This window comes from Limosilactobacillus portuensis, assembly GCF_028607025.1.
GTDB lineage: Bacteria > Bacillota > Bacilli > Lactobacillales > Lactobacillaceae > Limosilactobacillus > Limosilactobacillus portuensis.
Genome location: NZ_CP117296.1, coordinates 511775 through 524876, shown reverse-complemented (window position 1 = coordinate 524876; position 13102 = coordinate 511775). Strand labels below are relative to the sequence as shown.

Annotated in this window: 13 protein-coding genes and 1 pseudogene; 4 read left to right on the top strand and 10 right to left on the bottom strand. The window is 37.8% G+C overall.

What is annotated here, in order from left to right:
* Positions 1–209: 209 nt before the first annotated feature.
* The 3 genes from PRK60_RS02520 to PRK60_RS02510 are packed head-to-tail and all read right to left on the bottom strand — an operon-like array spanning position 210 to position 1769.
* The gene (locus PRK60_RS02520; protein ID WP_273646243.1) at positions 210–884 is read right to left on the bottom strand and encodes a CPBP family intramembrane glutamic endopeptidase; all 675 of its coding nucleotides are present in this window, start codon (positions 882–884) and stop codon (positions 210–212) included.
* A complete protein-coding gene (locus tag PRK60_RS02515; RefSeq protein ID WP_102169118.1) occupies positions 881–1108 on the bottom strand; it encodes a hypothetical protein in 228 nt (75 codons plus the stop codon). The genes PRK60_RS02520 and PRK60_RS02515 overlap by 4 nt, the downstream gene beginning before the upstream one ends.
* 52 nt (positions 1109–1160) lie before the next feature.
* Positions 1161–1769, bottom strand: coding sequence for a hypothetical protein (locus tag PRK60_RS02510; protein ID WP_102169117.1), 609 nt, complete (start codon positions 1767–1769; stop codon positions 1161–1163).
* A gap of 214 nt (positions 1770–1983) precedes the next feature.
* On the opposite strand from PRK60_RS02510, the gene PRK60_RS02505 reads away from it, so the two are divergent.
* The gene (locus PRK60_RS02505) at positions 1984–2619 is read left to right on the top strand and encodes a deoxynucleoside kinase (protein WP_102169116.1); all 636 of its coding nucleotides are present in this window, start codon (positions 1984–1986) and stop codon (positions 2617–2619) included.
* 78 nt (positions 2620–2697) lie between these two features.
* Here PRK60_RS02505 and PRK60_RS02500 read toward each other — a convergent pair whose 3' ends face one another.
* The gene (locus PRK60_RS02500) at positions 2698–3540 is read right to left on the bottom strand and encodes a metallophosphoesterase family protein (RefSeq protein WP_273646242.1); all 843 of its coding nucleotides are present in this window, start codon (positions 3538–3540) and stop codon (positions 2698–2700) included.
* 244 nt (positions 3541–3784) lie between these two features.
* Between PRK60_RS02500 and PRK60_RS02495 the strand changes: the two genes are divergently transcribed.
* Together PRK60_RS02495 and PRK60_RS02490 are read left to right on the top strand one after the other, a co-directional pair.
* Entirely contained in the window at positions 3785–4624 is an 840-nt protein-coding gene (locus PRK60_RS02495) for an MFS transporter (RefSeq protein WP_273646241.1), read from the top strand.
* A gap of 24 nt (positions 4625–4648) precedes the next feature.
* On the top strand, positions 4649–5083 hold the full coding sequence (locus PRK60_RS02490; RefSeq protein WP_316243094.1) for an MFS transporter: 435 nt from the start codon (positions 4649–4651) through the stop codon (positions 5081–5083).
* 136 nt (positions 5084–5219) lie between these two features.
* Here the strand turns inward: PRK60_RS02490 and PRK60_RS02485 are convergent, their stop codons facing one another.
* From PRK60_RS02485 to pepV, 4 genes and pseudogenes are all read right to left on the bottom strand, one after another.
* Positions 5220–6275 (bottom strand): glycoside hydrolase family 73 protein, encoded by a 1056-nt coding sequence (locus PRK60_RS02485; RefSeq protein ID WP_273646240.1) that lies wholly within the window; start codon positions 6273–6275, stop codon positions 5220–5222.
* Between the two features lie 161 nt (positions 6276–6436).
* Positions 6437–7824 (bottom strand): annotated as a pseudogene (locus tag PRK60_RS02480) (L,D-transpeptidase).
* A gap of 221 nt (positions 7825–8045) precedes the next feature.
* A complete protein-coding gene (locus PRK60_RS02475; RefSeq protein ID WP_102169110.1) occupies positions 8046–8543 on the bottom strand; it encodes a universal stress protein in 498 nt (165 codons plus the stop codon).
* Positions 8544–8605: 62 nt separating this feature from the next.
* Positions 8606–10006 (bottom strand): dipeptidase PepV, encoded by a 1401-nt coding sequence (pepV, locus tag PRK60_RS02470; protein WP_273646239.1) that lies wholly within the window; start codon positions 10004–10006, stop codon positions 8606–8608.
* Positions 10007–10100: 94 nt separating this feature from the next.
* Here pepV and PRK60_RS02465 point away from each other — a divergent pair, with 94 nt between their 5' ends.
* Complete coding sequence (locus PRK60_RS02465; RefSeq protein WP_102169108.1) at positions 10101–10961, top strand: NAD(P)H-hydrate dehydratase; 861 nt, start codon at positions 10101–10103, stop codon at positions 10959–10961.
* 102 nt (positions 10962–11063) lie between these two features.
* Here the strand turns inward: PRK60_RS02465 and PRK60_RS02460 are convergent, their stop codons facing one another.
* Positions 11064–12695, bottom strand: a complete 1632-nt coding sequence (locus tag PRK60_RS02460; RefSeq protein ID WP_102169107.1) for a putative polysaccharide biosynthesis protein — start codon at positions 12693–12695, stop codon at positions 11064–11066.
* A gap of 93 nt (positions 12696–12788) precedes the next feature.
* Positions 12789–13052 (bottom strand): type II toxin-antitoxin system HicB family antitoxin, encoded by a 264-nt coding sequence (locus PRK60_RS02455; RefSeq protein ID WP_102169106.1) that lies wholly within the window; start codon positions 13050–13052, stop codon positions 12789–12791.
* Positions 13053–13102: the final 50 nt, after the last annotated feature.

The window sequence follows — 13102 nt, the reverse complement described above, 5'->3', positions numbered from 1 at the left end:
CTTCCGCAAAGTCGCTTTTATTCGTTACCGTTCAAATAGCGCACCCTGGTAACCACAATTTAAATCAAGATCTTTCAGGTTACTCTTACGTTGCTTCTAGTCTACTCCTTAACTTCCTTCGACTCTATTGGAACGGGAGACTCAATATTTTATGTCTCTTTATCCTTCCTCACCAATAATATACCACCTTTAGTAACCGCTTTCAAGAGTTAATTAAATACTTGTGATAGCATTAAAAACATTGCAACTAAATTGTTTAAACCGTGCAGTAGCATTGAGTTTCGAATGTCCTCACTCTTTCGATAAACGTACGCTAATGTCATCCCCAGCATACAATACAAGAGGAAACTAATAATATTCGTGCTAACATGGCCAGCGGAAAAAACAATGCCAGATAAAATCACCTTTGGCCAGAACGTATTGGGTTTAAAGAAAAGATTCATTAATACCCCACGAAAAATTAGCTCTTCCGCTATCGGAGTCAAAACCACCGCGGAAATTGCAAATACAACTGTTACTAATGGATTATGGCCCAAAATCGTCATTAAACTTTGATTATTCGCTGTTTCTGTCTGGTGATAGATTAAAATATTCAACACACCAAGAATAAACTCTCCTCCTAAAATAAAGAGGTACCCACCAAGGATTAATTTCCAATCAATTCTTTTTCTAATCGGCAGCTGGTTATAGCGGTGGTACGTTTGCCGAGACCATACGATAATAAAACCGAACAGCAGAAGGAAAAGAAGAACTAATCCAATGGTTTTAACGGTTACCTTGTTGCTTCGATTAGCAATTTGCATTGCAATCGGTGGTAACTCAATACACAAGAAAAAGGCTGCCATTAAACAGTAGCGCTTAATAAGAGAAAAAATTTCACTCATTTTTGTTGCTCCTTCTTTTGTTCTTGAAGGTGCTTTTGTTTTCGTTGTTGGTAACTCCATTTCGCGGTTACCTTCGTTACCATTAAGTTAGCAACTACAAATCCTAAAATCCATAAAATATACATCGACCAGCCGGAAATTACTTTGCCAATCGTTAATGCCACTAAAATTGCAAAAATAATTAATGGGGGCAATACTACTTTTAAAATTAATTCTGCTTTCACCTTTTAATCCTCCATCGTCTTGTTTAAAATTTCTTTTCAGTTACATAGCACTCTAATCCTGGTGAAAAACATCTTCCAAGATTTGCTTAGTTGTTGCCATCTGTGTTCCTCGAGAACGGACATAATCGATCTGTGAAATAAGAATATCATAACTCCACATCGAAGACAGATCTTTCTCATTAAAATAGTGAAGATTTAACGTAATCTCATTTAAATCATGAATCATCCCCGAAAAGTCATCTATTCCTTGGTATTGTTTTGTTCCGATAACCACCGGCAATTGGTTGTCAGCCGAATCTTTTAATATGTTCATGAGAATGTTTCCGCTTGTTATTTCTGGGTGCTCATCAATAAACTGTTGAACTTGCCAAATATCGAAATAGTGGTATTCATGAGCTACTTTAGTTTTTTCAGAAACAGTTGTTAGGTAATCTGTTTGATCATTGACAGTGATAATGCTATCAAGACGAATTGCAATTAAGCCGTTGATTTTCCCATCCCAATCAATACTGATCATCAAGCAAAAATAATTATCAATGCCTACTACAAAGCCAACATTAAAATAATCATCATTTTTGATATTATGCACTTCAATCAATTTTCCCTGTTGCTTAGCAATGGTTAATTGAATTTTAACATCTTGCTTATCTGATTCTCTCAAGTATTTGCCTCCTAATTGTCATTTGATTAGTCAAATAAAAATTTACAAAAAATAGTCTACCAAGAATCATCAAGAAAATTCAATTCTTAAGTAGGTATAAACCGATAAGTGATTGTCCTCTTCATACAAAATATATCAAAAATTGAATAGGAATCCCCAATATTTTGTAGTAAGATAATGCCTGTGTTTAAAATTATAGTAAAGAGGGGCCATTATGGTGATAATTACTGCAGGAATGATTGGGGTTGGCAAAACTACCTTAACTGGTAAAATTGCAGAACATTTAAATACAAAAGCTTACTATGAGCCGGTTGGTGAAAATCCAGTATTACCACTTTATTATGCAAATCCAAAACAATACGGATTCTTATTGCAAATCTACTTTCTTAACAAACGGTTTTCAATGATCAAACAAGCATTATCCGATGATAATAATGTTTTAGATCGTTCCATCTACGAAGACGCATTATTTACTCGTGAAAATAACGCAGAAGGAAACATTAGCGATACAGAATTAGAGGTCTACCTTAAACTATTAGATAACATGATGGCTGATCTTAATCGGCTACCAAAAAAAGCACCTGACTTAATGGTTTATTCTGAAACAGATTTCGAAACAATTCTTTATCGTATTAAAAAGCGCGGTCGGGATTATGAACAAATCGATAAGAATCCTGAATTAAAAGATTATTACTACAAAATGTGGAATGCCTATAAAGACTGGTATCGCGATTACGATGCCAGTCCAAAAATGAAAATCGATCTGGAAAAGTACGATCTGGAAGATCCACAAAATGTTAAAACTGTTCTTGGTTTGATTGATGATCGATTAAAAGATATTCGCAACTAATAGAAAGTTTGATAATTAGTAATAGCTTAGCTCACGTTGATCCATTCAAAGAATTAACGTTAGCTAAGTTATTTTTATTTAGTGTTTCCTGGAATAATGAATAACATCCTGTAAATAATTATGTTTATGATTAATTTGGGCTAAGAATGGCTGATCATGAATAAAATTTCGACCATTTTCTAAATGACGTAAATACATTTCCTTGTATGGTAAATCATCATTTAACGCACGTTTCTGTTCAGCTTGGCGATCCCACTCTACTCTACGGTAATCAAGATCAGCAATTCCTGCATCGTCAATTGTCAGCAATAAATATCGAGCACGAAGATTATTCTGGTGAACATTCCATCCATCATAAGGTTCACCAACAGATCCAGGATTAAGGATTAACTGTTCTTGACTAGTATACCGATATAATTGGTGATGTACATGGGCATAAATTCCAACATCATAATCTCCAGACAAAGGCATAATTTGATCCATTTGTTGCTGATCGTTTGTTGGGAACAAACCTTGTCCAGCATTATTTTTAGGAAGATTATGACTTAAAGTAATATGCAATGCATCAACCTGTGTATCAGTCGTTATCGGCCATTTTTTTATTTGATCAATAATTCTAGACCCAACCCGACTACCAATATATTCGCCAACTCGCGAAATCATAATTTTAGTCTCATCATCGTAAGAATGCTGACCATCATAAGCTTGCACCAAATCATCATCCCAGTTTCCCCGAAGACAAATTGATGGATTTAATGACTTTAGTATCCGCCAAATATCTGTTGCTCCTGGTCCTGGCATGAATAGATCACCTAGAAACCAACATTCATTTACATCTTGCTTGCTAATATCATTTTGAACTGCTTTTAGAGCCGTATAATTACCATGAACATCTGCAATAATTGCAATTCGTCGTTCCATACTTATCATCACTTTTCAATTTATTATTACAATTTCAGTATAATTAATCCAAATTTAGATTCAATTCAGTAAATTTAACTAAAATTTTTAGGCAATCGTTTGCACAAATAGTAAATCAAAAGAGAACTTATGAATGTTTTAATATAATTTAATAGCCAAATTGACAGCGCTTTCTTTATTTTCTATTCTAAGGCTGACTCATCTAAAAATAAGTGAGTTAATTCATTTGAAAGAAGGGTTAGCCATGGTTAATTGGTTACTACCAAGTGCACCAGCTGACAAATTAATACCGAAAGAGCAACGACATAGTGCTTTTATTAAGTACCGAACTAGAATTTTAGTTAGCACTATTCTGGCTTATGCAAGCTACTACATTGTCAAATCAAACTTTACTCTTTCATCACCATATCTGACAAAAGACGTTGGTTTAACGACAGCCGATATTGGACTTGTTTTATCAGCCCTCGCAATTTCATATGGGATTGGTAAATTCTTTATGGGGTTACTTGCCGATCGTCTAAATCCCCGCTATTTTGTTGGTGTTGGCTTAATCTTATCTGCAATTTTTAATACTTTTTTTGGCTACACACGCAATTTATGGGTAATGGTTCTATTGATGATTGGTGTCGGTGTAACTCAAGGAATCGGTGCTCCTTGCTGCCAAAAATCATTAGCAACATGGTTTGATGAGCATCAACTTGGCACAGCAACAAGTACATGGAACATTTCACATAATATTGGTTCGGGAACTGCATCATTAATTGTTGCTGGAACTGTTGGGGCTTTTGGAGCAGCTAATATTCATAACATTTTCTTAATTCCCTCGTTAATTTCCATTGTAATGGCATTAATTGTTATGGCATTAGGTGTTGATACACCTGAATCAGTCGGCCTACCAAAAGTTAATAAGAACAAAGAAAAGAATATTAAGCATAAAACCTCCTGGGGTGCTTTCCGAGATAACATTATGAAGAACCCGATTGTTTGGGCGCTTTGTATCATGAATGCTTTTTCGTACATCTTACGTTACGGAATTGAAAACTGGATTCCTATTTATCTTTCGACCTCGAAGGGCTTCTCCTAAGTTGCTACTAACTCAGCATTTACCATTTTCGAATATGCCGCAATCCCTGGAACAATTCTTCTGGGATTACTATCAGACAAAGTTTTAAATGGTCGTCGTGTTCCAATAATGTTGTTTACTTCAACCATTATTCTAATTTTAATTCCATTCTATGCCCTATCCCAAAGTATTGTAATCGTTGATATTATTTTAGGAATTTTAGGGATTTGTATTTATGGTCAGCAGGTCTTAATTGGAATCGTAATTATGGACGCATTACCAGTAGAATCAGTTGCCTCAGGAATTGGTTTGTCTGGGTTCTTCGGCTATGCTTTTGGTGAAGTCATTGCATCATATGGAATTGGTTCCATCGTTGGCAAAACCAGCTGGAATGCTGGATTTGGAATCGTTGCCGTTTCCTCAATTATTTGTATTATCTTTTTCGTTTTCCTTTTGAAGAAATACCACAATACATTATAATAACCTACATATTGAGGCTGAGAAAAAGCGAAACGTTTTTTCTTAGCCTCTAACTATTACCAGTAATTTCCGAAATCACCGAGCTTAGTCGTGAAAATCAAGCACTGATAAGTTAGAATTTGACCATCCCTCTTTTCTAACTCACAAGAAGCTTCTTTAAACCAGTAATCGCTCCAGCCGATGCGGCACCACCAATAACTGAAACAACTGGTGAAAATTTTTTATGTTTTGAAATTGTCCGTTGGTGAGTATTCCTTAAGTGAGGTTTTCGAGGCATTCTTAATTGTTGCCTATTCATGGTTTGCGCCTGATCATTCCCGTCCTTTTTCGGGTCATCATACCTTGTTAGTCGATAACTATCAATAATTTGATTCAGCTTCTTATCATAACCAAGATCTGTCGCATACCGGCCGACAAGTGCATGAGTTGCTTCACGGTAGCTTTTTGTAACTGAACGGTGCACTTCTCTATACAAGGGTTGCTGAAGCGTCTTAGCATAGTCTTGTAAGGATTGCTTGTTACTAGTATACGAACGAAAAACATCCTGAATCTGTGTTGATTGAGAGCCAACGAATTCTGTCGTTGGCTTTAGTACACCACGTCCATTATATTTTCCCTTTACACCAAATAAATTATGATGCGGTGCTAGGCTAAGTTCACTCGTTCCCCAACTACTTTCTAATGCAGCCTGTGCAATAATAATGGATGGGTAGAGGTCATAATCCTTACCAATTTGTCGTGCATCATCAGCAATCTGATTAATAAAACGTGCTTGGTTCGGTAATGGCTGCTTGGGTAAATACTTTTTCTGATCAACTGGTTGGTCAGAGAGAGTATTTTCTTTTAATCCTGTTTTTACCTGAACTCGTGTTTTTGCCTCTTCAATTCCTCGTTGGTAAGCAGCTTGCTCAACGTGATCACTAAATGCACGGGTTCTTCCTTTTTCCTGATCCGCTACTCCTAACTGAAATGCCTGACAATATTTCTGTGTTGCATTATGAAACTGAAGTAAAAATTCACGCGTATACTCATCACCATGACTTCTTAGCACTCGCACGTCTACCAATTCTTGGTTAATTACCGCAATCTCAGCAGCATTTCGTGCGTCGTCCTGTTGATTAGCAAGACCAGGTAACGCTGTATTAAGCGAAACCAACATTACAACTGTTCCTAAAATTACCTTATCATTCATCTATTTCACTCCCGTATTAGTCCTCTAAATAATCAATACGGAATAAATTTTGCTTTGCACCTTTAAAGTTAAAAATTATTTGAGTATATACAAATTTCCAGTAACTAATAAAGGATTAGTAATATTTCTTTATCGAACATCACTAATCCTTTATATTCTCATTAGTAAATTATTACTGGTTCATTAACTTCAAGGCTATTATATGCCCCAGCAGCATCGCTTGGGTGCATGTTAGCACAACCATTTGAACCATCATTTAAATAAGCAGTTTTAGACCAATTATGCCGCCATGAAGCATCATGGAAGCCACAACCACTATCGGTAAATTGAGCCCAGTATTGAACCTTGCTGCTATATTTAGAACCATTGTCGCTCGTCCCCTTTAGTACTGAAGGAGATTGCTTATACATGATATACCAGACTCCCTTAGGTGTTTGGTCAGCCTTATTACTCATCTTTCCGGTAACAACGTCGACATCGTCTACACACTTACCGTTTTTATAGAACCAGGCGTGTTGGTCAGCAATTGAAATAACAGCATAGGTATTACCAATACCATCGTTTTCTGTTACCCCATAACCAGTCCCACGACGATTATAACCAATTCCATAAATATCTGCCTTAGCATCTACAGAAGATTTGCCATTTGCAATTGCATTAGCTAAAGATTTGCCGGCACGTTCAGCACTTATCTTCCATCCGTAACTACCATCCCTTGCAGTAGTTATCTCCTTACCATCAGGAGTCTTGAATTTAAATGCTTTACCTAGCGTTGCTTGCTTTTTATTAATCTGCTTAATCTTCTTATCTATAACAGACGTATTAAAGTGATATTGGCCATCTTTATAGGTAGCACTCGTAATCACGTCACCCGTTGTTAAGTGGTAAGTCTGCTTTTCAACTTTATAGTTAACCTTTTTCCCGTTAGCTTTTGCAACTGCTTCTTTTCGTTTTGCACAGGTTTGCTATTTGGCGAAAGTGGTTGTTGTTGCTTAGCGGTAAGATAAATCTTACTGTTAGTTGCCTGAGAACTTAATTGGTGAAGAATCCGTTGCTCATCAATCTTGGTTCCCTTTTGTCCCTTATGAACTGTCACCTTACCGTCACGAAGTTCAGCGTAAGCATCTACCGGAGCTTGTCGTCCCCGATTTTCTCGTTGAAGAATTGACTGAACGGTTGCTTTTTTTGTTTCATACTGACTGAGATCCCGTCTACTAGGCTTTACCTCTAAAGAATAAGCCTTTCGGGAAGGAAAGAGTGTAAACTGCTCATGAAATACTTTTTTGATCTTGCCTTCATCTGCTAATGTAAATGCTGAGTCAGTATCAGAACCATCATAAATTAAATCGTCATTTAAATAAACCTGATTCTGATTTTTCGTTGATTTGACCTTCTTTAGGGCTTGCTTAGTAGTTAACCCACCAACATTAATCCCATTGATAGTAACATTCTTGTTAAAATGATGTGCTTGGTGCCACCAATTAATTCCAAGAACAATTACTAATAATGCAATAATTACTAATAGCCAGTGCTTCAATTGAAAACGCATTGAAAAATACTCCTCACGTCGAATCAGTAATAGCAAAGTATCGACTGTCATATTTTACCACGATCTAGTAAAATTAGCATGCTTTATCGAACGTATGTTATCAAAAATACAGAATTATTAGTTCTATAATAATAAATTTTTACTAAATCATCATTTTACTATAAAAGAAAAACTTCTGGGATTAGGAAATACCTGATCCCAGAAGTCTTCTGAATTAGTAGTTAAATTTCAGGATAACTACTTTCCTTAATATCTAATTTTTTATTTTCTAAGTCAGTTTTAACTACTGTCACGTCACATGGAGCAATCCTAACAGTATAAGCCGCAGTTGAACCAACAATTAGGCGACCAATCGCATTTAACCCGGTAGCGCCAATTACAATTAAATCGATTTGGTTATCCTTTGGGTACTTCTCAGCTAATTCTACCTTAGCATTCCCAATTTCAACATCGGTATGAACTTCTTTTACCCCGGCATCCTCAGCCTTTTGCTTATTTTCAGCTAACCGTTTGTTCATCTCTTGAATAGCAGAATCATAAATGCTCTTATCAACAAAGCCAAAACCACTTGGGCTTGTTGTTGGGTAGCGTTCACCATTAATTACACTAAGTAAGTACAACGCCGCGTCATTTTGCTTTGCAATATCAACAGCCTTTGAAAAGGCCATTTCTGATTGCTTTGAACCGTCAATTCCGACAAGGATCTTTTGATAACTCATATTGACACCTCCAGAAATTCTTCTACCATTAATCTTATTTTACCATATTGCTTTAGTAGCGATTAATCTGTTACCAGGTTATTAATTGCTTGCATGTAAATTGCCATTGAAGTAATTAAATCGTTAACAGGCTGAAATTCATTTGCTTGATGCATTGTATTTGGTGTATTAGGCATAAGAGCACCAAAAGCAACACCACGCTTCATTAGCCGGCCATAAGTTCCGCCACCAACTACTTCAGGCTTAGCATTTTGGTCACCACTAATATCAATATATGCTTCCATTAATGTCTTAACAATTGGATCATCAGGATCAACATAGTGTGGTAGTTGGCCGTCACCTTGATTAACAGTGATGGCTAGTGACTTGGTTATCTTTTCAACCTTGGCTTGAATTTCATCTGGAGTAATTCCCTTTGGATAGCGGAAATTCATGTTAATTTGACCGCCATTCTCTTCATCATAATTTAAAATTCCAGCGTTCATCGTTAATTCGCCCATTACAGCATCGGTAAATGAACAATCAAACTTCTCCATTCTCGTATCAAGGTGAAGATACTTAGCAAGAAAACTAATGAAGCTAGCAGCGCCACCAGCAAAATCATACTTATCCAGGAAGGAAGCCAGGTACGTCCCAGCATTAATTCCCTTTTCCGGTTCCATCCCATGAGCGGCCTTCCCAATCACTGTCAATTTTAAGCCATCCATTGTTTCTTTGCTTTTACCAGTTACTGGATTGTTTTCGATAAATTGTCCAAATTCACTCATTACCTGCTCTTTATCTGGCACTGTGATCTCAGCAACTGCCTCACGAGGAACCATGTTGAACCGTAAGCCAGATTGGAAACTCTTAAGCTGAGCCTTACCGCCATTACCTGCAGGAACATTAAGAAGCAACGAGAATTGACCTTTTTCACCGTTAATTACCGGAAATTCCGCATCCGGTGAGAAACCCATTGTTGATGCTGGTTCAACGTCGAAGTAGCGGTGCATCCCCGCCCAATTACTTTCCTCGTCCGTTCCCACAATAAAGCGGACCTTTTTATTGAACTTAACTCCCTGATCCTTCAAATATTTAAGAGCGTAGTAGCAAGCCATTCCGGGACCCTTATCGTCAGAAGCGCCCCGAGCATATAAATTACCGTCCTTAATAACGGGATCAAATGGATCGGTATCCCAACCTTTCCCCGCAGGCATCACATCAAGGTGAGCCAGAATTGCTAAGGTTTCATCACCCTCACCCCATTCTGCATATCCGACAAGATTATCAATATTCTTTGTCCGGAAGCCATCATTCTTTGCCATCTTCAAAAATTCTTGCAAAGCTTTCGCTGGCATCGGTCCTAATGGATATTCATCCGTAGCTGCACCATCATCACGAACACTTGGAATCTTCAACAGGTTAGTTAAATCCTTAAGGTAGCTTTCTTCCTGACTTTGTGCTGCTTTCATCCAATCCGTCATTTTATCAACCTCCGTTAATCTTTTCGTTAAAATAATGATACCATGAAAGTAGTCGTTTTCAGTTTGAAAGCACTTGATATAAAGGAGCATTAAAATGAAAAAATTAACTGATCAAATCCTGTTTGACGTTATTAAGCCACGTCCTAACGATAGTTTTAAAGGGACATACGGGAAGGTAACCTTAGTTGGTGGTAACCGTAACTTTGGCGGAGCAATTATTATGGCATCCACGGCTGCTGTATGCTCTGGTGCCGGACTAGTTACCACTGCTACCGATCCTAGTAATTCGGGAGCTCTCCATTCACAACTGCCAGAAGCAATGTTTGCTGATTTTAATAATGCTGACCAACTAGCATCCTTAGTTGAACCTGCTACAACGGTGGTCGTTGGTCCAGGTCTTGGGGATGATCAAACCAGCCTAGCAATTCTTAAGAATGTGTTTGATCATACTAACGAAAAGCAAAACGTTATTATTGACGGTTCTGCAATTACCCTAATGGCGCGAGAAGACCTCGCTCAACCAAAAGGAAATATTACCTATACCCCGCACCAGATGGAATGGCAGCGTCTTTCAGGAATTAAAATTGCAGAACAAAGTGAAGAACGAAATCGAGAAGCACAGGCAAAGTTAAACGCTACCGTTGTTCTGAAAAAACACCATACAGAAATTTATACTAACGATGATGTTTACCAATTAACAATTGGTACTCCTGCTCAAGCTGTTGGCGGCATGGGCGACACGCTTGCCGGAATGGTTGGTGGTTTTACTGCCGAATTCTCTAAGACCCCATTAAAGGCAGTTTTAGCCGCTGTCTATGCTCATAGTGCGGTTGCTGAACAGATTGCCAAAAACCAATACATCGTTCTTCCGCACCAAATTAGTCGGTCCTTACCATCATTTATGAAGAAAATGGAGGGTGGCCAAACTGAGCACCAAATTGGTTTCCTGAGCTAATCACTTTTACATTTGAATTTAAAAACTGAAGAGACAGGGAAAAGCGGAATTTTCCCTGTCTCTTACTATTACTAGTAATTTCCAGTTTTCTTTAATTTTACATCAACTCATATGGAATATTTGTCGTAATCTTTGTGCTCGGCTGCCAAGCAACTTATCCGCAAGACGGAAGTGGAGCGATAGGTAACCATAGACACCTGCACCAACAATAACGCCAATTACTAGTGTGAAGAAAGCAGTGTAACGCCCATAAGGACTAATAAATAATCCTAATAAAAGCATTACTCCCTTAGTAGCAACCAACATAACAAGTGAGTATGCCAAGATTTGGTTGGTTGGCAGCGCCATCTGTTCGAAGTTTAACCGGAATTCCTGATTAAATGAATGGATAATAAGGTAATTAATAACCATCATCGCAATTCCAGTAGCCAGCAATGGTCCTAAGCCCTGCGCAATCCAGATACATGGAAATTGAATTACTAACTTAATTAATAACCCAATTCCTAAGTACTTCATCATTCGGCGATTCTCAGAAATCCCCTGCATCATTGCTGCTGCAACCGTATATAAGCCTAACGGAATAGAGATGAAAGCAGCAAATTCCAGGACGATTACCCCCGCATGATTATACCGATAAAAGACAGTGTATACCTGTTGGGCAACTGCATATAAGCCAAGAACAGCCGGAATCATGACAAAATAAAAGAGCATTAGGACATTCTCAATTTGGTTTCTCATCCCCGCATGATCATTTCTTGCCCGTGCCATCGCTAATAACGGAATGGCAGTAACCGCTAAGGCGTTTGCTAAGGCAATAATAATCATATAAAGTTTATTGGCATTAAACGCAAACAAGGCGTATAAAACATCAATTTGATACTTAGAAAAATGCCCGACTAATGGCATCATCCGCTTAAAACTATACTGATCAACTATTTGGAAAAGATTAATCCCTGATTCAATAATGATAAATGGAATTGATTGATAAACAATCTTCAAGATTAGTTCAGTCGTTGATACTTCAGTAACTGGCTGTTCAATAGTACCGGTTCCACGCATAACTCCCCGATACTTCAGCCATGCCAAGAAGAGAACAACACAAGCACCAATTGCACCAATAAAGGCAGCGAATGTTGACTGGCTAACCGCTGCAACCCAACTGCCTTTTTGAATCTTCATGATTAGGTAAGTAGCACCTAACATGTAAATTATCCGAAAGAGCTGTTCCACAAACTGGGAAATTGCAGAGGGAGCCATCATACTATACCCTTGAAAAATCCCCCGACTAATTGCCATTAACGGAATAATGAAAATTGCCCAAGCCAACGACCGCAATACGGGGATTAAGTTCGTATCGCCATTGTAAACGATTGGCCATGAAGCAATATACATCATAATGGTACCGCAAATAACTCCCGATGCGAGCGCCATGTACAATGCCGATCGATTCAATTTTTGGCTTACCCCGTACTCATTTAATCCATTATAGTGAGCAACCAGTTTGGAAATTGCTGAAGGGATCCCTGCAGTTGAGATGGTAATAAAGAGGCTATAAATATTATATCCTTGAGCGTACAAGGCATTTGCTTCATCACTGTACGCCCCTAACCAGGTAACCCAGGGAATAATATAAATCGCCCCAAGAATGCGCGAAGTAATATTCCCCGCCGTCATCCATGCCGAACCATTCAGCATTTTTGAACGAGCAGTATCCTTTTGTTGTCCTTCACTCATAACTTTTAAATCCTACCTTTTACTTTTTAAAATCAATACTAATCATTCTATCCTTAATGGAGCATTGTCGCAAATTATTTTAAGAAATCTTTGCTAATACTGCTCCAAATCAACTGTTACCATTTTTACCACTGCTCCTGGATGAGCTGCTTGCACCTCAGCTAATTCACTGACTTGCGGAGCCTTTTCAAAATGGCCTAACTTATCGTTTAATGTAATGGCTAACCCTAGCTTAGCGAACTCCATTGCTTTTTCCATATTCTTCCCTTGAGTAAATGCTTCAGGTAGATCCGGAAAATCAACTTCAATCTGATTATTTTTTTGTTGAAAAATTGCGGGATAACTAACAATTTCCATTTTGATTCCTCACTTTTTCTTTTTGAAACAACCAATATTTTACCACGAAC